Genomic DNA, 25,092 nt, shown 5'->3' with positions numbered 1-25,092 from the left:
ATTTTGAGATACAATATATTTGAAAAGAGTATATATAAAATTTTTATATAATATAAAGGAGGTTTCCCATGTACTTCCCAACATCCTCTGCCTTGATCGAGTTTCTCATCTTGGCTGTACTGGAGCAGGGGGATTCTTATGGTTATGAGATTAGTCAAACCATTAAGCTCATCGCCAATATCAAAGAATCTACGCTCTATCCCATTCTCAAAAAATTGGAAGCCAGTGGCTTTCTCACCACCTACTCTAGAGAGTTTCAGGGGCGTATGCGCAAATACTACTCCTTGACCAATCGGGGCGTAGAGCAGCTCGTTACTCTAAAGGAAGAGTGGACGCTCTATACCGAAACCGTCAACGGCATCATAGAAGGGAGTATCCGCCATGACAAGAACTGACTATCTGACTCAGTTAGAAACCTATCTCCATAAATTACCTGAAGCTGACCGCATCGAAGCCATGGACTACTTTAAGGAACTATTTGACGATGCAGGTCCAGAGGGCGAAGAAGAACTCATTGCCAGTCTAGGAACACCAAAAGAAGCTGCCCATGATATCCTCTCTGATCTTCTCGATAAAAAGGTCAATGAAGCCCCTGCTCAAAAGAATGACCGCCAACTGCTACACATTGCCCTACTTGCCTTACTAGCAGCCCCTATCGGAATTCCTGTTGGAATTGCAATTATCTTAACCATTATCGGGCTTTTTATCGCGGCTGTCTCCGTCATTCTAGCCTTCTTTACCGTCTCTGTGACAGGGATCCTACTGGGCGGACTCTTTATCGTAGAGAGTTTTAGCGTCCTGGTCGAAGCCAAATCTGCCTTTATCTTGATTTTCGGGGCTGGTTTGCTTGCTATCGGTGCTTCTTCTCTTGTTCTACTAGGCATCTCCTATGTAGCCCGTTTCTTTGGCCTCCTGATCATCCGCTTGGTGCAATGGATTCTTAAAAAAGTAAAGAGAGGTGACAGACATGCGTAAATTGACAAAAGGATTTCTCATCTTTGGTGTGGTTTCTACGATCCTTGGTTTTATCATGATCATTGTAGGCGCCCAGTCCAATGGTATTCAAAGTTTGCTTGCCATGTCAAAAGACCCCGTCTATGACAATCGTATCGAAGAAGTGACCTTTGGAAATGAAGTGGAAAAACTTGATTTGACCCTTGAGGAACATAGCCTAACCATCACAGAGTCTGTAGATGACAAGATCCATATCACCTATCATCCTTCCGTGTCTGGTCGTCACGATCTGACTACTGGCATGAGTGACAAAACACTGAGCGTCACTGACAAACAAGCCTCCCAACATCGTTTTCTCGGTTCAGGAATCGAAAGCCTACTTCGTATTGCCAGCAGTTATTCTCACCGTTTTGACGAAGTCATTCTCTCCCTCCCTAAAGGAAGAAAGCTACAAGCAATCACCGTTTCAGCTAATCGTCGACAGACCACTATCATTAATGCTACCCTTGAAAATGCGACCCTCAATACAAACGGATATCTCCTCCGAATTGAAGGAAGTCGTATTAAAAATAGCAAATTCACAACACCCAATATCATCAATATCTTTAAAACAGAACTGACAGATAGTCAGGTCAAGACGGAGGGGGGACACATCTATGCTGAAAATATTCAGGTTCACGGTAAGGTTGAGCTAGACTCTCATAACCACTTAAGACTCTTTCTTTCTAAGACAGAATTCGATCGTATCAATCTAGATATGTCTTCTAAGCATGGCGGTATTTATCGTAAACCCAAAGAAGAACATCGTGGACAAAAAGAGAATGAACTTGCCAACCCTTATAAAACGGAAAAAGCCGATGTCAAGGACCTACTTATTGCAAAAGCAAACCAGGATATCTACCTACCTAAAGAAGAGTACTCTTCTCCATCTAGAAACCATTGACAAAAACGCTTTCATCTGCTAGTCTAAAGATAGAAAACGACCATAAAAAAGGAGGTTCCACCATGACACAAGAATGGTTTGAAAGCGCCGATCTTGAGAAGAAATCAGCTCAGACGAAATCGGAAATCCAGCCCGACCAACCAGAGACTTCGGAAACTGTGGAAACTGAACCACAAGCAAGCGAAGAAACACCTGTCTCACCTAAAAAGTTGGAAATGCATGAGGAGGAAACTCCCGAAACGATAGAAGAAAATCAAACCGAGGAAGAGGAAGAAGGGAAAGCTGAAGAGGAAGGCAACCAAGAAAACTCTGCAAAAGAGAAAAGCATCCTCAGCAAAGCTTTAGAAAGCCCCTATATCCCAGATATTGACCCTCGTAAAACAGCCAGATTAAAAGAAGAAATCGCACTATTTTGGACTTGGCTGCTGGATGCTATCCAAGAACCAACTACCAGCAAAACTAGGGACCAAAGGCATCGTTATAGTGTCTTTGCCCTACTCACCTTGCTGTCTTCGATTAATCTTTTCTTTAGTATCTATCATATCAAGCACCTCTACTACGGCTATATGGCATCTATTGCCAATAGTTTACCTAACCAGCTCCCTCCTTTAAATCTCTTTGCTGGACTCTCCATCTTGGTAGCTAGCGCTCTATTTTACTTTTCCATCATTCTGGGAGGCTTTACTGTCCGACGTGTGCTGGATCAGGAGAGTGACTTCACATTCCAAGAAGCTTGCAATCGTTACAGCCGACTCTTTGCTATCCCACTTGTCCTAACAGCTCTAGCAAGTTTCTTTGCACTCTTTGGTGGCTTACGATTTGCTGGTATCCTCACTCTTCTAAGCCTGACCATCTTTGCCCTTGGCAATCTCTTTGTGATTAGCAAGCCAAGTAAGACCAGTAGCCTTGACCCATTTTATCGATTCTTGCTCGCTGTCTTACTTGATGGCGCTATTCTCTTACCCTTCTTCATTGCAGAGCTTGCGCTGACGGTAGACTACCTTCGCATCCTGACTTTCTTTTAACCAAAATCCCTGCCATTTGTTAATGACAGGGATTTTTTATACTAACTCTTTTTTAAACAAGGCCTACTCGATGCTTGCCAATTCCTCAAAATCTTTTCCCAAAATGGCTTGTACTTCCAATTGATTGGCATCTAGTTGCTGGTAAAATGCTGTTGGTAGTGACTCTAGGAATTTTGCGTAATCCAAGCGAGCAATGGAATCGTAATCTTCTGCTTTGGACCCATAACCAGAAATCGTCACTAGGTCAATCTCCCAAACAAGCTCCTTGCCTGCCAGCTGCTCGGTATAAGGAGCTGGTACAAAGGGTTCCTTAGGTAAAATCGTCTTGACTCCTTGGGCTAGGTGGTAGATACCGTGTACCTTGCCTTGGGCGTCTGGGTAAAATTTCACACTGGCAAGGTAGGCATCAGAGCCTTGAACCTTCTTGACTAGCTCTTCAAAACGTGCCAATCCATCCTCAGCCAAAAAGCTCTCGAGGTATTCCTTGTTGAGATAGATAGGGGACAAGAGCCCTTGGCAGTATACTAGACGAGCCGCCTTATCCGCTAAATATTGCTTGACCGTTTCTCGGAAATAAGTTTCAAAGTCAAAGTCTTCTATCCCTTCTACCGCTTCCCCCAACTTGCCAGATAGGGCCTGGAGGAGAGTCTCTACAATCTCCCAGTCCGCTCTAGTAAGGAAGTCTGGAATCACCACTTGATAGCCTTTTTGACTATCCGCATAGTTCACTTTAAAGAGAAATTGCGACTGGCCTACAATCCCACACTCGATATACTCGAGACGATTGAGGGGCTGACGGAGATAGACCGCATCATAACTGTGTGACTCCAAGCCCTCTACTAAGGCCAAGATGGACTTGGCAGTCAAGACCTCCTGTTGTCCTAGAATGCTTTCTTTATTTGGGATAAAAAATGTTTTCGCCATAACTGGCCTCCTTTGAAATCGTTTACATATAGTATACCCTATTTTCCTGAAAGATACAGAAACAAACTTTAGATTTTTAGATAAAAAGCATAGAAAAACAGCCCCTAAGGACTGTTTGATGTTATACAGTAGCTGCTTGATCCAAGCTTTCACCGATAGCTGCTAGGCGCTCAACAACTTCTGCTTGTGTCAATTCATTTTCTGAAACATAGCGGTTACGTGGGTGAACACGGCACTCGTGTGAGCATCCACGAAGGTACTTGTCTTCATTTTCTTCTGATGTTAGGATACGACGGTTACAGAAGGGATTTCCACAGTTGACATAACGTTCACATGGCGTTCCATCAAACCAGTCTTTTCCTACGATGGTAGGGTTGACATGGTTGATATCAACTGCGATACGCTCGTCAAAGACGTACATTTTCCCATCCCAAAGTTCACCTTGAACTTCTGGGTCTTTACCGTAAGTAGCGATTCCTCCGTGCAATTGGCCAACATCTTTGTAGCCTTCACGCACCATCCAACCTGAGAATTTCTCACAGCGAACGCCACCTGTACAGTAAACCACAACACGCTTGTCCATGAATTTTTCCTTGTTGTCACGAACCCATTGTGGCAACTCACGGAAGTTGCGGATGTCTGGGCGGATAGCCCCACGGAAATGTCCTAGGTCGTACTCATAATCGTTACGCGTGTCAAGGACAACTGTATCTTCGTCAAGAAGGGCTTCTTTGAACTCTTTGGGAGACAAGTAGGCACCCGTTGTTTCAAGTGGGTTGATATCGTTATCAAAGTCGTTGTCTTCCAACCCAAGGTGGACAATTTCTTTCTTGTAGCGAACAAACATCTTCTTGAAGGCTTGTTCATTTTCTTCGTCAATCTTGAACCAGAGGTCTTCCATTCCTGGGAGGCTGTGAACGTAGTCCATGTATTTTTGAGTTGTTTCGTAGTCACCTGAAACGGTTCCGTTAATTCCCTCGTCAGCGACTAGGATACGACCTTTAAGGCCGATTGATTTACAGAAAGCCAAGTGATCTGCCGCAAATTGCTCTGCATTTTCAATTGGAGTATAGAGGTAGTAAAGTAAGACACGAATATCTTTTGCCATAAGATTTGTTCTCTTTTCTATTCTTAAATTTTCAGAATTTTTCATTCAACTATTCTAGTATACCCACTTGAGAAAACGAATGCAATTTATTTGACCGGAAATTAAAAAGGAGCTAATCCCAACGAATGTCTATTCCAATTTAAAAAATCCTTGGATTTCCCAAGGATTCTTTTTTAAACCTTTTTAGCTTTAGCCATATAGAATAGTTGGAGTAGAATACCAATGATAGCCATACCGATAACGATAAAGAAGGCCATTGTATAATCTCCTTGGTTTGCCTGTGCAAGACGTGCCCCTAACTGAGGACCAGCAATAGCAGCTACACCATAAGCAGTAAACATCCATCCATAGTTTGTCCCTACGTAGGTCACGCCCCAGTTTTCAGCAGTAATTCCTGGGAAGGAACCGAGGAAACCACCAAATGACAAGGCAACCATCATGATTCCAAGGATGGCCAAGATGCTTCCAGGACCTTTGAATAAGGCTGTGAGCAACAAACCAGTAGCGACCGCTCCAAACATGGCAATAACGGTAGGATAGCGGCCAATCTTATCAGAAACCGTACCCCAGAAGATACGACCAAATGTATTTGCAATGGATACCAGCATAACGAAGAGGGTCGCTTCTCCAACAAGTTGATATTGGTCTGAGATTGCTGCTGCAGTTCCGATAATCATCATTCCGCCTGTAGCACCAAGAACATAAATCAACCATAGAAGCCAGTAATTCCCATCACGGAGCATTTCTTTATAAGTTTTTCCTTCCGGTTGAGCATTCCCAGCCGCTGGAGCAACAGTAGGAGCTTTGGCCATAACTAGGGAAGATGTACAGATTACTAGCAAAAGGACGATACCTAGTACCTTAAAGGTAGAGTAAATCCCCATAGAAGCAATCAAAGATTTTGCAACCGGTCCGATAATTAGTGGACCCAAGCCAAATCCTGCCGCTGTCAATCCGCCAGCTAGGCCTTTTTTGTCTGGGAACCACTTTGTCGCAACGGACGTAGAGGCCCCATAGGCAGAGCCGATACCAAGTCCTAGGACGACACCGTACGTTAGATAAAGCACGGGTAGTGAGTTGGCAAAACCAGTCGCAAACATCCCTGTACCAAAGAGAATACCACCTAGAAAGACAAACTTTTTAGGTCCAACCGAATCTACTTTGGGTCCGAAAAGAATCATTCCAACAGGTACCATAGCAAAAGAAATGCTAAAGGCTAAGGAAGTCTGAGCTTGAACCCATCCTTGACTAGCATTGGTTTCTAGGAGTGCCTTCTGAAAGACCGACCAGGCATATCCTGCACCTAGAGAGAGATTCGTTAAAATGGCCGCAGCCAAAATTAACCATCGATTGGGTGTTTTTTTCATATGAATAACCTCATGTAATATTTCTTGTTCCCAAAAGGGATAGCAAACAACTTTTTATCGGATTTTCACTTGCTGTGTTTCACTTGAATCTTTCATAATTTACAAAATAGGAACAAGCTGAAATCAGACATAAATGAAACATTTAAGAAGAAATCCTGTCCACTTCTTAAATCAAAATCCAGTTAAATTTCACAATGTTAAGCGCTTTCATCGTACTCTTATTATAAGCTAGTTCATTCTAAAAATCTACTTAATTAAACTAATAGAGGTATTAGTCCAATTAATCGATATCTATATTTTATACTGGTATTTCACAAAGTTTTTAACAAGATTTTTTTACTTTTAGCTACTCTAATAAAAAAACCACTACCTCCCCCGGGAGTCCCAGAGGAGGTAGTGATAACATTTTTTAGGAATGAATACACGAAATCAGTTTGTCTTATGATTTTTTGCTTTTCAAGAATTCATCGTATTGTTTTTTAATTCAGTAAAAATTTATTTTATGAGTTGACACTCTAAAAATGAAATAGTATAATATGTATGAAATCGGTTTCAATAAAGTATAAAGGGGAGGTATTGTGATGAAAAATTTGAAAAAATGCATCGCATTAGGACTGGGAGTCACCTGCTTACTCCCCTTAGCTAGTCAGACTGTTTCTGCTGAGATGGTGTATTTCAATCTTCATGTTACACGCGAAGACTATTCCGTTAGTAGCCGAAAAACTGAAAAAACAGACGGCTCCCCTGCTGTTGCTAATATCACAGGTGGTCTTGGCTGGGGAAAAAAGGTCAGAATTCGCGCTTGGACTGCTGCTGAGGATGAACCTGCAACTGAGATGAAAATAGCTGATTCAAATGGTCGTTATAATCTTCACTATAACTACGGTTATGGAACAATTGGACGCTATTATTATCTCAACGCCTCTAAATATGGTTGGTTCGATTCGAATATTACAGGACGTTTTGACCCTTAATTCGTCTCAAAACAAAAGTAGCAAACATTGGGTTATTCGCTAGTTTATCATTTGAGCGCTCACTAGCCTAACGCCCCCTTCTAAGAGTGGAGGCATTATCTTTAAAGTATCATGCCTCCGCTCCTTTTTAAAAGGAGCCTTTTACTATGAAAAAATACCTATTATTTCTACTTATTCTTCCCTTTATCTTTTTAACAGCTTGTCAATATAGCAAAAAGCAAACAACTGAGATAAATAAGGAAAATCTTCCCATAAAAGAAGGTTATAAAGAGATAACAGAGCAAATCTATCTCGCAGACCAGATAGATACCTCCTATGAAGAAGAATTACCTTTTTGGAACTCAAAAAAAGGAGACAAAGAAACATTGGTAACAGCTATCCAAAATTTTATGGGAAGTGATAGTGAAATTAGTGAAATTATTGCCGATAAGAATCCTTTAACTAGACTCCAAAAAGGAAAGACGAGAGCAGATATTACAGTCAATAAAACTGGGTCATGGATTCGATTAACATCTGACCAAACATCAGATTTATCACATATTTTCCACAACCTACGATTAGATGCTATTGAAAATAATCTAAATCTAACCGACTTTAAAGAAGAACTTCCATTTTCAAAAGAAGACAGTGTTAACAAAGTTAAACAATTTCTAAATACCCTCCAATTAGGATTTGACGATTATGATTATCTCATCTACGCTATCTCAAAAGAAACACTCCTTGAGTATCTCCCGACCTACGAAAGAAATGCCAAAGAATTAAAAGGAACAAAGATAGCTAAAGACAATCTGACAGATATGTACTATATTACTGTTTTTCCAAAACTTTCTAGTAAAAGAGTTATTGATGGCGAAACTCAGCTAGGTTCATCTGGAGAAATTAATTTTGTTCATGGTCCTGACCTAAACTTTATCATCACCCAAACAGGGATTCAAGGAATTGACTTAGCTGGTGTTATCTTACCAACTCAAAAAACAGATAAAATGGCTACTCTTTCTGTCCAAAAAGGATTAGATGTTTTAAAAGAAAAATACGAAAATTTGATTTTGGACAGTCCAATTTATATTGAGTCATTTACAATCGAGTATATACCTATTCCCAATCAAGAAAAAGAACTCTATGGAGGAAATCTCTATCGTCCCTTCCTAATCTTTAAAATCAAAGAAAAAGATCGTATAGATAAAGTAGTTATCGATCCCGCAAACTGGAAAGAGGTAAGTTAAATGAAAATACTTCTCCCCTTTAAATATATGCTAAAAGATTGGAGGATTTGGATTGGATTACTCTTTTCCTTAGTAGTTGCATTGATGATGTCCTATACAGATCTAACAATAAAATTAGACGGAGGAAATTCACTAGCAGTCCTTGATTATTTCATGCTCTCTTTCTCTAGAAATCTGGCAATGTCATTATATATTTTAACAGCAGCTTCCACTGTAGTAACAGATTTTTCACAAGACTACCATCAAAATAGACTCCCTTTTTTACTTAGTCGTATGTCTCTGCGACAATACGCTTCTTCCTTCGTAAAACGGTTAATTTTCCGTTCTTATTTTGTAGGACTGACCTTAGGATTCTGTTTTTTAATTCTCCTCTCATTTTATTTTCCCCTCACTAATTCTCACTACTTATCTACTTTTAGCAATCAGTGGTTGTTAAATCAAGGATTTATATTCCTTTTCTACTTCCTTCTCATTAGTCTAATTGGACTCTATTTTGCATTCTTTACTCTATTAGGTGGAGTCCTCTCCGTTTTTTACCCTAATATATTAATGGTCTATCTTCTTCCAAGCATGACCTGGTTTGTCCTCACAAAATTCGGTTTAGAGAGAGCGCTCCCTTTTTTTACCCTGCCACATATCGTCTTAACGACAGATGATTATTTACGAGAAGGGCTAGCATATTTCCAAGTAGGTGACGAAAACTTTCGAAATATTTTTTCGTTACTTTATCCTTATATTTTCTTAACTCTATGGGCACTTTTGGCAATAGAGATCATTCGACTAGCTCTTAAAAAACATTGGCATTTTTATGATAAGGAGTAATCTTATGGAGATTATACGTGTAGTAACTATTCTCTTAAAACAACAATTCACCTTTAAACGATTGTTGCCTATCTTAATTTTCTTTCACCTCTATACTTTGATTTTAATGCTACCTTTTTCTAATTTAGCTAATCACTTCAAAGAAACTTATCCTGTCAGCATTGTAACCGTTCTCTTCACGAGTCAATGGTTCACTGCGATTGCTATTTTATCTGTCATACTACTATTTAGCAACCTTCCTTTAAAAGATACTTTCCAGTTTTGGTTAATCTTAAAGATCGGACAGAAAAAGTGGATGGTCTGCCAGTTTATTTATCTGATTATCGCGAGCTTAATCGCTTCGATTTACCAAATCATCAGCATTTTAATCACTTTTCTCCCTACACTACACTTTTCAAATCATTGGGGACGTCTCCTACCTTCCCTAGCTCAAGGGCGTATTTCATTTCCAGAAGGCGTTGATAGCATGACACATTTACGCTCAATTATACTACAATATTATTCTCCTTATAGAGCTTTTTTTCAAATATTCTTATTGTTGTTCCTTATATTCATATTGATTGGAGGAGTGATTTTCGTTTTCAATAGTCATTATTCTAATTTAGGAAATACCTTAGCCTGTGGATTAGTTATTGTAGAATTATTTATTACAGAAGCTTCACGTTTCTGGATTAAATTTTTATCTCCTTTAACTTGGCTAGACTTTCATTATATTAAATACGAAGCCCATTCTGGTTTACTATCCCTACCAGAAATAATTACTCGTATCCTACTTTTATACCTTTTGCTCACCATAATCCTAGTGGTGATGAAAAAAATAAGGAGGCAATAGATATGACAGACCTACATTTAAAGTCTATTCGTAAAAACTATAAACACAATGTAATTTTTGAAGACCTTTCCTTTGAGTTTTCCAGTGGGAATATATACGGAATTGTTGGATATAACGGTTCAGGAAAAACAGTTTTACTCAAGTGTTTAGCGGGATTAGAATCTATAACTGAAGGAGAAATCGAATTAGATGGAAGCATACTTGGAATCGATTTCCCCTTCTTACCCAGTGTAGGTGTTATTATTGAAACTCCAGGATTTCTGGAAGGTTATTCTGGTTTTGATAACTTACATCAACTAGCTCTAATCAAAAATGAAATAGGCGAGAAAGAAATTATCCAGAGTATGATAGATGTAGGACTCGATCCTAGTTCCTCTAAAAAAGTGAAGCACTACTCTTTAGGAATGAAACAAAAATTAGCTCTAGCACAGGCTTTTATGGAAAATCCAGATATATTACTTTTAGATGAACCAATGAACGGACTTGATAAGCAATCTGTTCAAAAAATTCGAGAAAAATTACTCCACCTAAAAGAAAAGGGTAAACTCATTATTCTAGCTTCTCATATAGAGCAAGATATCGAATGTCTCTGTGATGAAGTTCTATACTTGGGATAAGAGTGATTTATTACAGAGCCAATACTCCTCATAAAATAGCACTTCTATACAAAAAAGACCAACTATACCTAAATTATAGTAGTTGGTTTATTTTTCATTTCAAAAAATCACTACCTCCCCTGGGAGTCCCAGAGGAGGTAGTGATAACATTTTTTAGGAATGAATACACGAAATCAGTTTGTCTTATGATTTTTTGCTTTTCAAAAATTCGTCGTATTGTTTTTGCATTTCATCCAATACTTTTTGGTATGCACCTTCAGATTTCAATTTTTCCATCAATTCTGGAATAGCTTTATCAGGGTCTACAGTACCAGTGTTGATAGCTGTATCGAATTGTTGCATTGTGTTAGTGATTGCAGAGATTTCAGATTTTACGCTATCAGTGTTAAAGATGAATCCAAGCGCTGGAGATTCTTTAGCTTCTGCCAATTGTTTCTTAGAATCTTCGATTTGTTGGTCTGTAACGTTTTCGTTGATGTAAAGGATCCAGTTGTTACCAGTGTTCCATCCACCCATGTGAGTGTTTCCTTTGTATCCTTCAAGGACACGAACACGGTTTTCTTTACCTGGAATTTTCTCCCAGTTCTTGCCTTCTGGACCGTAAACAAGTCCGTTCAAGAGTTCAGGGTTCGTGTTCAAGAGGTTCAACACTTCCATTGATTTTTCTTTGTTCTTAGAGTTGTTTGAGATAACAAAGTTAGCAACTTGAGTTGTTTGGTTTTTCTTGATGAAGTTAGTGAATGGTTTGATTTGGATGTCTTTGTTAGCAACACGTGAGAGCAAGCTGTTACCGTAGTCAGCTGGTCCTACTGTTTCTTCACGAACGAACCAAGTGTCTTGTTGAAGGTCAAATGAAGTGTCGCTTGTTGCTACGTCTTTTGGAATGTATCCTGCTTCGTAGAATTTGTGAAGAGTCTTCAAGTGTTCTTTGAAACGAGGAACGTCGTAACGGTTTACGATCTTAGTAGTATCCCCTTCAAGGTCGATAACGAATGGAAGTCCGTTTGCTACTGGGTAGTCAAAGTTTTCAGAAGGGATGAAGTTCTTAGTAACTGCAAATGGTACTACATCTGGAGCTTTTTCTTTGATTTGTTTCAAGACTGGTTCAAGTGTTTCGTATGAATTTACACCTGAAATGTCGATACCGTATTTAGCAAGAAGAGTTCCGTTGAAGGCAAAGTTTTGTGAAGATGCAACGTTAGCCGCAACTGGAACAGCGTAGATCTTACCGTTTACAGTGTTCCCTTTGATGTAAGCTGGGTCAAGTGCTTTATAAAGCTCTGCCCCTTCTTTCTTGTACAATTCTGTCAAGTCAGCATAAGCACCTTTTTGCGCGTTTACGATGTAGTTATCTGCGAAAGCGATATCGTAGTTTTCACCTGATGATGTGATAACGGACATTTTCTTACCGTAGTCACCCCATCCAAGGTATTGGATATCCAATTTAGCACCAACTTTTTCTTCGATGATTTTGTTTGCATTTTCTAGCAATTCATCCAAGTTATCTGGCTTGTCACCGATTTGGTACATTTTAATAACAGGTTTTTCTCCTGATCCTGAGTCAGCAGCTTTTTTGTTGTTACCTGAAAGGTTTCCACAAGCAGCAAGACTTGCAGCCAAAGCTACTACGCTAGCAGATGCAAAAGCATATTTTTTCCAGTTTTTCATGATAAAAACTCCTTTTTTTATTTTTAAACTTATAAACGATTTAATGATTTTAACTTCAGTCACTAAGATGAAGTTGGGAAGGGAGAAACGATGTTTCTCAGTAAGTCCTATTCTTTCACACCACCGATGGTCAAACCTTTTACAAAGTAGCGTTGGAAGAATGGATACAGAATGGCAATCGGAAGGGTTGCAACGACAACCATGGCCATACGTCCTGTTTCCTTTGGAAGAGCGACTCCCAATTGACCAGAAAGGCCGACTGCTTTGGCGATGTAGTCCATATTTTGCTGGATTTGCATGAGCAAATACTGCAATGGATACAAGTTGTCACTCTTGATGTAAAGAAGGGCGTTGAACCAGTCGTTCCAGAAACCAAGAGCTGTCAAAAGCGTGATGGTTGCGATACCTGGTAATGACAATGGTAAACAGATTTGGAAGAAGATCCGTGCTTCACTAGCACCATCGATACGAGCGGACTCCAGAATGGCTTCTGGAATGGTCTTCTTGAAGAAGGAACGCATCAAGATGATGTTAAATGGTGAGAGAAGCATTGGAACAATCAAGGCCCAAACTGTATCACCTAGTTGAAGCAAACGAGTTACCACGATATAGCCTGGAACCAAACCGGCGTTGAACAACATACTAAGTAGGACGAAAACTGTAAAGAATCTGCGGTACTTAAAGGTTGTCCGTGAAATGGCGTAGGCATAAGTTGTTGTGATAAAGACGTTTGTCAAGGTTCCGACTACTGTTACAAACACTGAGATAAAGAGCGCTTGTAATATCTTATCTTTAAACTGAGCCAAAAACTCGAAGCCATCTAATCCAAACTGTGATGGGAAAAAGCTATATCCATGTTGAAGGATGCTCTTTTCATCTGTGATGGAAATCATGATGACAAAGATAAAGGGCAAGATACAAGAGAGAGCAATCAATCCAGAAATAACACTGAAGAAGATATCTGCCTTCTTACTAAAGGAGTGAATGCCGACATTATCAATTTTTGCTTTTTTAATTTTTTCTGCCATGCTTTCCTCCTTTCTAGAATAGTGCTGAATTTGGATCGACTCGTCTTGCAAGCAAGTTTGATAGGATAACCAGAATCAAACCGACAACTGACTGATAAAGACCAGCTGCTGATGCCATACCAATATCCGCTGTCTGAGTCAAACCATTATAGACATAGACGTCTAGTACGTTGGTTACATTATAGAGCTGACCAGCATTGTGTGGGATTTGGTAGAAAAGACCGAAGTCTGCACGGAAGATGTTTCCGACTGCAAGGATAGTCAAAACAGTTATCAGCGGTGTCAACTGTGGAATGGTTACATTGCGAATCCGTTGCCACTTGCTAGCCCCGTCCACTGTTGCTGCTTCGTAGTAGGTAGGGTCAATTCCCATGATAGTCGCATAGTACATGACACTGCTATATCCGAATCCTTTCCAGATACCTAGGAAAAGGAGAAGATATGGCCAAATACCTAAGTCAGCGTAGAAGTTAATTTCCTTCAATCCGATGGAAGAAAGGAAGTGGTTGATCACACCCTTGTCAATGTTGAGGAATGCATCTGTAAAGAAACTGATGATAACCCATGACAAGAAGTATGGGAACAACATAGACGTTTGGAAAATTTTAACCATTCTCTTAGAACGAAGCTCACTGAGGATGATAGCAATTCCAACCGACACAATCAAACCAATAAAGATGAATCCAAGGTTGTAAAGGACGGTATTTCGAGTAATGATAAAGGCATCTTTAGAACTAAACAAGAACTTAAAGTTATCGAGGCCGACCCACTTACTATTCATAATACTGTGGATAAATCCTTCACCACTCATATGGTAATCTTTAAAGGCGACCACATTTCCAAATACTGGGATATAGAAGAATAGAATCAACCAAAGTGCCCCTGGTAAAACCATCAAGAGAAAAATCCAGTTATCTCTCAAGGTCTTTGAAAACTTTTTCATAATTTCCTCCCATTTTATTCCTAAAAACTGATTTCATCGAATTTTTAGGTTTGATAACGATTACATAATTAGTATACTCTTATTTTAAGAATAGTTTAAACTACTAATTATAGAAAAAACTCCACAAATTATTTTATGTGGAGAAGTTTTTTATAAGAAATAGGTTTCACGAGAAACACTCTGAACAGGGGACACTGCTCTTGTTTTTATACTCAATGAAAATCAAAGAGCAAACTAGGAAGCTAGCCGCAGGCTGCTCAAAACACCGTTTTGAGGTTGTAGATAAGACTGACGAAGTCAGTAACCATACCTACGGCAAGGTGAAGCTGACGTAGTTTGAAGAGATTTTCGAAGAGTATTAAGTCGTATAAATCGTCGATGCGGTCGCAATGGTGTGCCACTGGTTGGCTGTTGTGGCTGCAAAGTCCTTGTCTCCATAAAAATCATTAAATGGAAGGATTTCAACTTCTAATTCTTCGATACGGTCAATCTGACCTGCCAGATAAGCCTCGATGCGACTCTCTGCTCGCTTGATTCTTTGTAAGAGTCCGCCCATACGGATATCAACCGTATCCAAACCAAAAACCTTGTTTTCTTTCAGCCATTGTTGACTAAAGAGTTTATGGAATGTTTCAATCTCACTTCTGAGTTTTGGTAATTCTTCTCTGGCGATTTGCTGCAAGCTGACTTTGTCACCGACTTTATAAGTTTCACGAATGCGTCGTCCTACATCAACCTTGCTACTTAAAATAGCATTCAACTGAGCCTGTGTTTCAAAGAGATAAGAGTAGGCGCCAGCTTTTTCTTTGATTTCAGCAAGGGTCTCCGCAGCCTGAGCGAAGTGGGGCTTGTCCTGTTCAGGTGTCATGTGTCGATCAAGAATCGGACAGAGAACATCCTGATAAAGGACATAGCGGTTGGGATTGATCCCGCTGAGATTGCCTGGTAGATCTGGCAAGAGGTTGGCTAGGTCTATCTGCATGAAATCCTCAACTGATAGACCCGTATTGGTCTTGAAGTGTGCAGACAAACGGTCTAGGTCATTGCGGTAGCTGAGTTCTGCCCAGATTTGCAAGCTTGGTAGGATAGAAAACTGGGCTGTCTCGCCACCATTGTCCCCCCAACCAGTTACGATGACTTCTTTGATCTGATTAGCACGACAGGCTTTATTGGCCTCGATAGCCACTAGACGGCTGAAATGGTTGTGTGGGGTAAAACCAATCCACTTCCAAGCTCCGCCTGCAAAGGCGATATCTTGGCTAATCTTGTGGTGATTACGGAAATTACGATTGTACTTTTCTTCGCTATCCTGGTAATAATCCCAATAAACCAAGGTTACACGATCTTTGAGACGGTCAAGATAAACACGAGTTTCCTCAGGAATTTCCACATCGCGGTCGTACTGGCCATCTGCTGACATGAGTTTGAAGAACATGTCACTCCACATTTGGCAGTGGAAACCATACTTATCGGCAATATCCAGCACGCGCTCCAAGTGTTGACACATGAGGAGACTACGGTCCACAACACCGTTCAAAATGAGGTAGCGCCCCAAACCAACCAAATGGGCTTCGTCCATCCCGATATTGACCTTGCGTGTCTGCAACTTAGACAGAGTGGCAAACATCCCATCAATCAAATCATAAACCTTTTCTTCGCCAATAAGGAGAATGTCCTCTACATCACGGAGTTCTTGCACTTCCTTAACGCCCCATTTGACAAAGGCTGACAAGTGGGCCAAGGTCTGGATGCAAGGCACAAAGGTCATGTCAAACTGCTGGGCGTAGGCTTCTATTTCCTGCAACTCCTCAGCCGAGTAAGCACCACGGAAGTAACCAAAGTAAGGTTGTCCCTCAATCTGATAGGTGTCTTCCATGTAAAGCTCAAAGGTTGAGTAGCCCATGAGAGCCAAGACCTCAATCATCTGCTTAGCAGAAGCCACATTTAGCACTGCATTTCGGGAACAGTCTGCCATATAGGCCAACTCTTCGTAAGCAGCTTGTTCTTCAATCTCTACCTTATCACCTTCTACTAGAGCTGTTGCCAATAAGGACAAGGCGCGGTAAAGTTGGTGAGGTTTGCGATAAGTCAGTTGATAGTGGCCTCCCTCACCCTTGATAGAGATAGAGGCTTGGTCAGACTGAGCGACTGCTACCTCTACATCTGCTAGCGAAATATGCTTTTTAAGCAACTCTAATGCTTGCTCTTGTTTGGGACTAAGTCCTGTAAAAATTACCATTGGTTTTCCTCCTGCAGCCAGTTGACAAGGGCACCATAGAGATTGGCATCTGCATGATAGGTGCAAGCTTGGATAACTGGTGCGACCGTGTATTCTTCGTAGGTTTCGACAAAAGCATCAACAGCTTTTTTGACGCCTTGGATAAAATCTGGATTTTGACTGATAGAGCCTCCCAGACTAATGACATCTGGATCGATCAGATACTGGATATTGAGCAAGCCTTGAGCCAGATTACGGTTCATGCGCTCAATGGCTTCTTGGCAAAGGACATTTCCAGCTGCAGCTTCTTGGTAAATCTTGCGACCATCCCAGTCAGTCTGACCAGATTTTTCAATTACGTAGCGAACCATGTTTCCTGTAGAGGCTAGTAGCGACCAGTTGTTGAGTTTTTCAGCTGGTTCAATGGTTGTCATATAGCCAAACTCACCACCTAAGCCGTGGCGACCACGGTGAAGTTTGCCATTGATTATCATAGCTCCGCCAATTCCTGTCCCAATCACGACACAGGCTGCATTTTCAATCTCTGGATGAGCCAGCAGTTCACTAAGTCCAACACAGTTGGCATCATTTTCTAGATGGACAGGTAGCTGATGATGAGCAAGCGTCTCATACCAAGAAAAGCCATGAATGTAAGGTACGGCACTGATTCCCTCAATCACACCTGTTTCTTGATTGACCGCGCCTGGAACGCTCATGGCAATGCCCTTATAATCTTTCTCTGCCAAGCATTGGTCTAACCAAGTCAGTAAATCTTCTAGGGTTTCTGGTGTCGGTGTACTTGTCTTATCTAGTATTTTTCCATCAGGAGTCAGACTGGCAAACTTAATCCCAGTCCCTCCGATATCAATGGTTGCAATCGTCATATTTTCACCAAAAAAGGGACGAATCAGTAGTTAATCCTTACTCTTTCGCCCCTCCTTTCTATCTCATAGTATTCGTTATCAAACACTTTAAAACTGTTAAATGTCTTCTTTTTTAATCAATTCTGTACGAATTTCTTGTGGAGCCAATAGTCCTGAATGAACTGGATATGGTCGCTCAAGTAAGTCAAGAATGGTTTGTTGGTGTTCAGATATACGCACATTTTCTTGGCTCATATTGTAGTAACGGAGTACATATCCTTCTTCATTTTCCGCCACTTTAAAGGCTGTTGGGCAAACTTGTGGTAAGCTGAGTGCCGCATGACTCAAGAGGCTGCCAGTCGCTGCCACACTTCCTTCTTGTTTAGCGACCTGAAGACTAGTGAATGGTGTTTGGAAGGCTTTGGCACGACGGAAAGCGGAGAAGCGTTCCCCTGCTTGGTGGCATTCAAGTGCAAACTCGACTTCAAACTCGCGCAAGCACTGAGCCTCTGGTGTTGGGAAGTAACCCCAGTCACCTAACTCACCTGAAGCACGAAGGATGGTCACGGCAATGGTATCGTCTCCAAGGATTTCATACTCGTGCAATCCTTTATTGGCCACCGTCACTCCTTTTTCATCATCATAAAGGCTGACAAAGGCTTGTTGGTGTTGTGGATTTTCAGGATTTTCCCAAGAAGCAGCTGGTTTATTTGGTCTTGTCACCACCTCATAGATGCTTTCAGAGTCATTGCTTGGACGCGTGTTATGAGTCTTAACCAAGAGACGGATACGGTGATCCTTGGCTGTGTTAGTAAAGCGAGTCTTGAAGCGGATTTGTGGATTATCAACAAATACGGTCATCTCTGTTTCCAGAGGTAGGGTTGTCAATTCTTCTGAGCGCCCAGCTTCACGCGTCATAAACTCGATGATGCCTCTTTGTTCTGCATCCAGTTTTTCGTCTGCACTTACTGGAATTGTCAATTCATGCTTGAGCAAAATCTTGGCAAAACGTGCTGTATTTTCCAAGACCTCATAGCCTTTTAGCTCAGCGTAGATAGGTTCTGTTCCTTTTGGTTGGAAATAGATGTACTCATTTCCAATGTCACCACGGTCTTCAAAGCGAACAACATTCTCATACGCTTCATGAGTTGTCTTGTCATAAACTGTGATATTTTCATCCACACTGACCGTTACAAATGGCGTATCAATCACTCCATTTTGGTAAATACCGTCACGGTGTTCTTGTTCTCCTTCGAGCAATTGGAAGGTTGTCCAAGAAAGTGGTGCCAGATGAACAGGTACTGTCACGCGCACTTGTCGAGCGATACGAGCCTGACGGAACTTGTCTTTTGGCAAATCATACTCAAAATTAGCTCCTAGATCTTCGATTTTCGCTTCTACAGCATGCCCTTCCAAGTCTTCGACACGGTAGCTTGGCAAGGTCAAGGCTGCCATTTTCTTATAGCCTTCTGTTGGGTGCAATTCTTTAAAATCACAAGTCGCCACATCAATCACTGTGCTGACAGTATCAACCTTGTCATGCAAGCCTGTATTGATGACGGTAAAGAGATGGTCGCTTTGAGCTTCCTGGGTTGCAATTTTACCCTTCCACTCGTTGAGAAGATTGGTCTTAACGAAGTTTCCGACTTGGTTGACCTTGGCAAAACGTGTTTCCATCTCACGGTGAACTTCGTCAATACTACAGCCACAGATACTATCATGGGGCGCATTTTGTAGAAGGACTTTCCAAGCATAGGTCAACTGGTCCTTGTGGTTATGTCCACCAGTGATGACAGTCAATGGTTCCACTACTTGTTCTAGCAGGTTGCTATTTTCTTGGAAGGCTTGTTTGAGGTAAATCCGTGAAGAAGAAGTGTTGGCAAGTGTGTACCAACCGTCTGTTTCTTGACTGGTCAACTCGCCTGTAACCGTTGATAGTTGCTCCGGCAGAGCACTTTCTACTGCGTGGATGTAGTCATCAAAGGAACTATGCACAAAGGTCACATCTGGGAAGAGTTCATTTGCCACACGAATGGCCTCACTCAGATTTCGCTGTACAGGCTGGTGGTCACATCCATTCATCATCAACCATTGGTTGGTCGAAGCGTAGTCACGCACGTCTGCCAATTTTTGTTTCCAGAAGGTCAAGGCCTCGTCTTTATCCACTGGAATTTCATTCCCATTACTGTACCAGTTGGCAAAGAGAATACCGAGGACACGACTTCCGTCTGCACCCTGCCAGTACATTTCTGAAAACTGGGAAGTAAACTGCTCATCTTCGAGGACTTGGTTGTCAAAGCCAATCGGCTTGACACCACGGCCAAAGGCTGCCACGTGAATGCCTGATTTTTGAAGGATTTGAGGAGCTTGCCCCATATTTCCAAAGGTATCTGGGAAGTAACCAACCTGGGTTGATTTGCCCCATTTTGCACATTCTGCTTGGCCAATCAAGGTATTGCGAACATTGGCTTCACTGGAAATCAAGTAGTCATCCTGCAAGATGTAAAAGGGACCAATTTTGAGTTTGCCTTGGTCGATGTAACCTTGGACTTTGTCGCGATTTTCAGGACGAATTTCCAAGTAGTCATCAAGGACAATGGTTTGACCATCCAAGTGGAAGCTCTTGAACTCAGGATCATTTTCAAAAAGGTCAAAAAGATTGTCAAATAATTCCACCAACTGCATACGGTGGCTTTCAAAAGGTAAGTACCACTCACGGTCCCAGTGACTATGTGAGATAATATGTACGACAACATTTTCCATGAAGTAAAACCTCATTCTAAATTAAATTTTTATTTTTAACGTTTTAAATGTGAATTTGTGATTCGTTCCTAGAATCAGTTGAGCAAAAGCCTGCTCCTTATACTCAATGAAAATCAAAGAGCAAACTAGGAAGCTAGCCGCAGGCTGCTCAAAGCATGGCTTTGAGGTTGTAGATAGAACTGACGAAGTCAGCTCAAAACACTGCTTTGAGGTTGTGGATAGAACTGACGAAGTCAGTAACCATACCTACGGCAAGGCGAAGCTGACGTGGTTTGAAGAGATTTTCGAAGAGTATTAACGGATACCCAGGTAATCCAAGACTAACTCACAGAACATCATGTTGGCCCATGAGAACCATTCACGAGAGTAAAGAGTCGGATCGTCAACGTGGAAGCTTTCATGCATAACACCTGTTCCACCATCGCAGGCAACTAGCTGGTCAAGCAGGTATTTTTTCTCTTCCTTATCGTTTGTTGTCAAACCTTGGATAGAAAGGGCGATTGGCCAGATATAACGATAGAAGGTGTGAGAGCTTCCAAGTCCGCTAGCGTATTCTCCTTGGTAGAAGTAAGGATTTTCCGGGCTCAGAATGGTCCGACGAGTTGCTTGGTAAACCTCATCGTCAATGTCGCAGTAGCCCAGATAAGGCGCAGCCAGCAGACTTGGTACGTTTGGATCATCCATGATGCTGGCATTTCCTAGACCATCCACTTCAAAGGCGTAAATCTTTTCACCCTTGCTGTTAGTGGTGTAGGCGTAGTTTTCGATCCCTTCTTGGATCTCTGCTTGCAGACGTTTAGCGTCTGCGATGACACTCTCGCTATCAGCTAGATTCAATTCTGCAAAGATTTCTTGGACATAACCCAAGACAATGACCGCAAACATATTGGATGGAATCAAGTAGCTATACTGACAGCAATCATCACTTGGACGAAAAGCTGACCAGGTCATACCTGTCAGGGCAAAGTCAGGTCCAAAGCCATCATTTACCAGAGTATCTTCCTTGCGGTCTGTATCGCGGACAAAACGATATGGAGAGTTGTTGTGGTCCTGCTCTACTGTCCAGAGATGAAGAATTTCCTTGGTCGCAGCGACAAAAGTTTCATCAAACTGACTGGTTTCGCCAGTCTCTTTCCAAAGGAGATAAGCCAACTGCAAAGGATAGCAAAGCGAGTCCACCTCATACTTGCGTTCCCAGATCCAGCCGTTAAGATCTGTGTGGTCAGTCTCGTGGTGGCCCTTCCAGTTCTCCTCAATGTTAAAGGAATTGGCATAAGGATCCTTGAGTACCAAGGTCATCTGACGCTTGACCAAACCTGCAATGGTCTGACGCAAGAGAGAATCTCTTTTAGCCACATGAAGATAGGGTCTGAGTTGGGCAGTCGAATCCCGAAGCCACATAGCAGGAATGTCTCCTGTGAGCACAAAAGTTGAACCATCTTCTAGGATCTCAACCGTATTGTCCAAGGTGTCGGTATAGCAACGTTCAAAGACATCCACCCACTCCGGATGGTCCTTGGCACGCTCTGCTACTTCATCCAGCCACTCTCTGACAATCTCTTTTGAATAAACCATTTTTAATTTTACCTCTTTCAAACAAGTTTCATGTTCAGTATATAGCTTTTAGTCCAGAAAATACATACACAAATGATAGTCATTTTTCTACAAAATTGCTTACTTTCGAACCCCATATCTAAAGGTCTCATTTTTCTGATATAATGTAGAAAAACAGCTAAAGGAAATACCATGAAACCACTACTTGAAACCATCGATACCCGCTTTGGTACTGCTAGCAAGCATGCCTTCTCTCAGGGAAATACCCTGCCCTACACAGGCGTGCCTTTTGGGATGAATTATTTTGTGCCCCAGACCAGTGATCAGGAGGGAGCTTGGTTCTTCGATCCGCATCTGCCCATCTTTCAGGGAATTCGCTTAACCCACCAGCCCAGCCCTTGGATTGGGGACTACTCATGGCTCCTTCTGACACCTGTCACAGGCCAGCTTGGGGGAGACAGTCTCTTTCACCGCCAGTCTTCTTATGATATAGACAAAGCTTGCTTCCAGCCTCACTATTTGAAACTCTTTTCTCTGCGTTATCAGATTGAAACCCAGCTCACACCGACTTGCTATGGCGCTTCTATTCGTTTGGAGCAAAAGCAAGGCAAATCCCTCGCCCTCTATCTTCACGCAGCAGATGAACTGACAGTGGAGCAGGTAGATAAGCGGACTCTGGCCCTCAGACAAGAAGGCAAAACAGAGACCAATAAAAATCCGCTGATACTGTTCACTTCTCTGCAAATGAACACGGATATTCTTGCTGTCAGCCAAGAAAGCAGAGACTGGCGAATTGACCTCGCAGATAGCCATGCTGAAATCCAACTAGCGACTTCTTTCATCTCTCCTTCTCAAGCGCTGCTTAATCTACCTCAAACGGACTTTGATAGCTGTAAAACAAATGCCCAAGCAAACTGGGAAAACCTCCTCCACCGTTTTGATATCGTGGAGACAGGGGAAACCGACCGGACCTTCTTTGACCACTGCCTCTACAGACTCTTCCTCTTCCCACAGACATTTTATGAGGTGAACGAGTCAGGGCAGGCCATCCACATGGATTTGTCTACTGGTACTGTCAAGCCCGGCGTCCTCTTTAGCAACAATGGTTTCTGGGATACCTTCCGCACCACCTTCCCCCTCTTTGCGCTTGTCATACCGGAACACTATCACCGCTTTCTAGAAGGTTTCCTCAATAGCTACCGCGATACTGGATTCCTTCCAAAATGGCTGGCTCCAGATGAACGTGGTATGATGCCTGGTACTCTATTGGACGGCATTATCGCAGACAGCGCCTGCAAGGATATGGCTCCCGACTTGGAAGAAGAACTCCTCCAAGCCATGCTAGAGACAGCCACTAAGTCCGACCCTCTCGACATCAATGGTCGTCACGGACTAGCCCAATACCAAGAACTGGGCTACCTCTCTACCGACCACCACGAAAGCGTCAGCCACACCCTTGACTATGCCTATAGTGATTTTTGCATCGCCAGCTGTGCCAAAAAACAAGGTCAGAATGACATCGCCCAGACTTATAAGGTCGCATCGCAGAATTTCCGTCATCTCTTTGACTCTGAGACAGGCTATATGCGTGCGCGAGATCGTCAAGGCAACTTCCGACCTGACTTCTCTCCTTACAGTTGGGGACGAGACTACGCCGAGTGTTCCGCCATTCAAGCTACTTTAGGCGTTCTCCACGACATCCCCGGCTTAATCCAACTGATGGGTGGAAAAGAAGCCTTTAGCCACTACCTTTTGAAAGCCTGTCAGGATGCTCCTCTCTTTGAAACGACCGGCTATGGTTACGAGATTCATGAAATGAGCGAGATGGCAACAGCTCCCTTTGGACAACTCGCCATCTCTAACCAGCCTAGCTTCCACATTCCATATCTCTTTCGCTACAGCAACTATCCAGACTACACTGCCCTTATCATTAAGACGATACGTCAAAAAGCCTTTCACCCAAGTTGGCAAGCCTATCCTGGCGATGAGGACAACGGTAGTCTCTCTGCTTGGTACATCTGGTCGGCTCTTGGATTCTACCCGACCTGTCCAGGCAAACCAGGTTACGATCTCGGAATTCCTCTCTTTGACTATCTCCGTATCTACCTGGCTAAGGAAAATAAATGGCTGGATATCCATGCCGAGCAAAACCACAGCCATTTCAACTTTGTCAAAGAATGCCGATTGGACCAGACCTCTGTATCTAGCATCCAACACCAAGACCTCTTGAAAGCTGAGCAACTGATCTTCACCCTCAGCTGGTTACCAAGTCAGCCGTCCACTTCCTGAAATCAAAAATCTCCTAGCAGACTTTCCTGCTAGGAGATTTTCTTACGAGAGGTACTTATTTAAGCTTTGAAAATCGGACTTATCATCTGATGTTTATCAAACAATCTACTAATTAAGCTTCTTCGTCTTCTTTACGACGACGGCCTGCAAGACCAAGACCAAGTACTGCACTTGCGGCAGCTGCTACCATAGCTACAGTAGAATCTGCTGTACCTGTATTTGGCAACTTTTTAGCTGCTTTACGCGCATTTGTGTGTTCTGATACTATTTGACCAGTATTAGCTGAACTTCCATTGTCTGTAGAAGAACGTTGTTTAAAGATATCTTTGGATACGATTGTGTAAACTTTACCATCTTTAGTAATTACAGTTGCATTTCCTGCTTTGTCGAAGATAACTTCTACCACATCAGCATTTGCTCCTTTAATCTTAGCTTTTGCAGCTTCTTTTTCTGCATCTGTTAAGTTATTGAGGTCTGCTACTGTTTCTTTTTCGAAGTCAACGTTGATGTTTTCACCATTGTTCTTAGCTACAACATCTTTAGCATCTTTAACTAATTGAGCTGCTGGAATTGTTGCTGTCTTACCTTCTGATGTTGTGACTGTTGCATTTCCGTTTTCGTCTACTACTACAGTTGCACCTGGGTTGACTGCTTTAATTGATTCTTTAACTTTTTCAATTTCATCAGCTGTTAATTTAGCTTTATCTCCAACTAACACTCTAGTTGCTGGTGTGTTTACACCATTTTGTTGAGTTGGATCAGTTAATTTATCTTCTGGAATTACTAAGTCAAGTTCTGGGATTACTAATACTGTTCCATCACCTTTAGTAACGATTACATCACCTTTATCATTTACTACTACAGTTGATCCTGGGTTTACATCCTCTACTGCTTTCTTAACTTTTGCTTTTTCTTCATCTGTTAAGTTAGCTGGATCTTTTACTACTGTCTTAGTTGCTGGTGTGTTTGCTCCATTT

The 25,092-nt window shown here is 41.9% G+C and carries 22 protein-coding genes; 11 read left to right on the top strand and 11 right to left on the bottom strand.

Going from position 1 to position 25,092, the window contains the following annotated elements:
• The first annotated feature begins 68 nt into the window (after positions 1-68).
• From HMPREF8571_RS03240 to HMPREF8571_RS03225, 4 genes are all read left to right on the top strand, one after another.
• Entirely contained in the window at positions 69-395 is a 327-nt protein-coding gene (locus tag HMPREF8571_RS03240) for a PadR family transcriptional regulator (RefSeq protein ID WP_000273861.1), read from the top strand.
• Complete coding sequence (locus HMPREF8571_RS03235) at positions 382-975, top strand: DUF1700 domain-containing protein (protein WP_000198643.1); 594 nt, start codon at positions 382-384, stop codon at positions 973-975. The genes HMPREF8571_RS03240 and HMPREF8571_RS03235 overlap by 14 nt, the downstream gene beginning before the upstream one ends.
• Positions 968-1,897: a DUF4097 family beta strand repeat-containing protein gene (locus HMPREF8571_RS03230; RefSeq protein ID WP_001229039.1), complete on the top strand. Its 930-nt coding sequence runs from the start codon at positions 968-970 to the stop codon at positions 1,895-1,897. The genes HMPREF8571_RS03235 and HMPREF8571_RS03230 overlap by 8 nt, the downstream gene beginning before the upstream one ends.
• Positions 1,898-1,959: 62 nt before the next feature.
• Positions 1,960-2,922 carry a DUF6574 domain-containing protein gene (locus HMPREF8571_RS03225; protein ID WP_000191320.1) on the top strand — a complete coding sequence of 321 codons (963 nt, stop codon included), beginning with the start codon at positions 1,960-1,962 and terminating at the stop codon, positions 2,920-2,922.
• Positions 2,923-2,985: 63 nt separating this feature from the next.
• Here the strand turns inward: HMPREF8571_RS03225 and HMPREF8571_RS03220 are convergent, their stop codons facing one another.
• From HMPREF8571_RS03220 to HMPREF8571_RS03210, 3 genes are all read right to left on the bottom strand, one after another.
• Positions 2,986-3,846, bottom strand: coding sequence for a DUF4299 family protein (locus HMPREF8571_RS03220; RefSeq protein ID WP_001140321.1), 861 nt, complete (start codon positions 3,844-3,846; stop codon positions 2,986-2,988).
• Between the two features lie 121 nt (positions 3,847-3,967).
• Complete coding sequence (locus HMPREF8571_RS03215) at positions 3,968-4,954, bottom strand: rhodanese-related sulfurtransferase (RefSeq protein ID WP_001030008.1); 987 nt, start codon at positions 4,952-4,954, stop codon at positions 3,968-3,970.
• A gap of 173 nt (positions 4,955-5,127) precedes the next feature.
• Positions 5,128-6,321, bottom strand: a complete 1,194-nt coding sequence (locus HMPREF8571_RS03210) for an OFA family MFS transporter (RefSeq protein ID WP_000753547.1) — start codon at positions 6,319-6,321, stop codon at positions 5,128-5,130.
• A 581-nt stretch (positions 6,322-6,902) separates the two neighbouring features.
• Here HMPREF8571_RS03210 and HMPREF8571_RS03205 point away from each other — a divergent pair.
• The 5 genes from HMPREF8571_RS03205 to HMPREF8571_RS03185 all read left to right on the top strand — a co-directional run bounded on the left by HMPREF8571_RS03205 (position 6,903) and on the right by HMPREF8571_RS03185 (position 10,789).
• Entirely contained in the window at positions 6,903-7,295 is a 393-nt protein-coding gene (locus tag HMPREF8571_RS03205) for a hypothetical protein (RefSeq protein WP_000793137.1), read from the top strand.
• 146 nt (positions 7,296-7,441) lie between these two features.
• Positions 7,442-8,518, top strand: coding sequence for a hypothetical protein (locus HMPREF8571_RS03200; protein WP_000760377.1), 1,077 nt, complete (start codon positions 7,442-7,444; stop codon positions 8,516-8,518).
• Positions 8,519-9,340, top strand: coding sequence for a hypothetical protein (locus HMPREF8571_RS03195; protein WP_000698347.1), 822 nt, complete (start codon positions 8,519-8,521; stop codon positions 9,338-9,340).
• 4 nt (positions 9,341-9,344) lie between these two features.
• Positions 9,345-10,172, top strand: a complete 828-nt coding sequence (locus tag HMPREF8571_RS03190; RefSeq protein ID WP_000402861.1) for a hypothetical protein — start codon at positions 9,345-9,347, stop codon at positions 10,170-10,172.
• Between the two features lie 2 nt (positions 10,173-10,174).
• Positions 10,175-10,789, top strand: a complete 615-nt coding sequence (locus tag HMPREF8571_RS03185) for an ATP-binding cassette domain-containing protein (RefSeq protein WP_000130639.1) — start codon at positions 10,175-10,177, stop codon at positions 10,787-10,789.
• Between the two features lie 183 nt (positions 10,790-10,972).
• Here HMPREF8571_RS03185 and HMPREF8571_RS03180 read toward each other — a convergent pair whose 3' ends face one another.
• From HMPREF8571_RS03180 to HMPREF8571_RS03150, 6 genes are all read right to left on the bottom strand, one after another.
• The gene (locus HMPREF8571_RS03180; protein WP_000800426.1) at positions 10,973-12,457 is read right to left on the bottom strand and encodes an ABC transporter substrate-binding protein; all 1,485 of its coding nucleotides are present in this window, start codon (positions 12,455-12,457) and stop codon (positions 10,973-10,975) included.
• 107 nt (positions 12,458-12,564) lie between these two features.
• Entirely contained in the window at positions 12,565-13,485 is a 921-nt protein-coding gene (locus tag HMPREF8571_RS03175) for a carbohydrate ABC transporter permease (RefSeq protein ID WP_000818292.1), read from the bottom strand.
• A gap of 13 nt (positions 13,486-13,498) precedes the next feature.
• Positions 13,499-14,428 carry an ABC transporter permease gene (locus HMPREF8571_RS03170; protein WP_000714574.1) on the bottom strand — a complete coding sequence of 310 codons (930 nt, stop codon included), beginning with the start codon at positions 14,426-14,428 and terminating at the stop codon, positions 13,499-13,501.
• A gap of 358 nt (positions 14,429-14,786) precedes the next feature.
• On the bottom strand, positions 14,787-16,667 hold the full coding sequence (locus HMPREF8571_RS03160) for a beta-N-acetylhexosaminidase (RefSeq protein ID WP_000234377.1): 1,881 nt from the start codon (positions 16,665-16,667) through the stop codon (positions 14,787-14,789).
• Entirely contained in the window at positions 16,661-17,530 is an 870-nt protein-coding gene (locus tag HMPREF8571_RS03155) for an ROK family protein (RefSeq protein ID WP_000150736.1), read from the bottom strand. Before HMPREF8571_RS03155 ends, HMPREF8571_RS03160 begins: the two co-directional genes overlap by 7 nt.
• Positions 17,531-17,626: 96 nt before the next feature.
• Entirely contained in the window at positions 17,627-20,272 is a 2,646-nt protein-coding gene (locus HMPREF8571_RS03150) for an alpha-mannosidase (RefSeq protein WP_000432725.1), read from the bottom strand.
• 106 nt (positions 20,273-20,378) lie between these two features.
• Between HMPREF8571_RS03150 and HMPREF8571_RS11475 the strand changes: the two genes are divergently transcribed.
• Positions 20,379-20,570, top strand: a complete 192-nt coding sequence (locus tag HMPREF8571_RS11475) for a hypothetical protein (protein ID WP_000693215.1) — start codon at positions 20,379-20,381, stop codon at positions 20,568-20,570.
• Here HMPREF8571_RS11475 and HMPREF8571_RS03140 read toward each other — a convergent pair.
• Positions 20,567-21,847, bottom strand: a complete 1,281-nt coding sequence (locus HMPREF8571_RS03140) for a glycoside hydrolase family 125 protein (protein WP_000263073.1) — start codon at positions 21,845-21,847, stop codon at positions 20,567-20,569. The two genes, HMPREF8571_RS11475 and HMPREF8571_RS03140, sit on opposite strands and share 4 nt — an antisense overlap.
• Positions 21,848-22,018: 171 nt before the next feature.
• Between HMPREF8571_RS03140 and HMPREF8571_RS03135 the strand changes: the two genes are divergently transcribed.
• Positions 22,019-24,115 (top strand): GH92 family glycosyl hydrolase, encoded by a 2,097-nt coding sequence (locus HMPREF8571_RS03135; protein ID WP_000803389.1) that lies wholly within the window; start codon positions 22,019-22,021, stop codon positions 24,113-24,115.
• A 112-nt stretch (positions 24,116-24,227) separates the two neighbouring features.
• On the opposite strand, the gene HMPREF8571_RS03130 is transcribed toward HMPREF8571_RS03135, so the two are convergent.
• On the bottom strand, positions 24,228-25,092 hold an 865-nt coding region (locus tag HMPREF8571_RS03130; RefSeq protein ID WP_176601552.1), incomplete at its 5' end, for an LPXTG cell wall anchor domain-containing protein.

Origin of the sequence: Streptococcus mitis ATCC 6249 (assembly GCF_000146585.1) — a bacterium.
In the GTDB taxonomy this organism is placed as follows: domain Bacteria; phylum Bacillota; class Bacilli; order Lactobacillales; family Streptococcaceae; genus Streptococcus; species Streptococcus mitis_AZ.
This window is presented reverse-complemented; position numbering and strand designations above follow the sequence as displayed.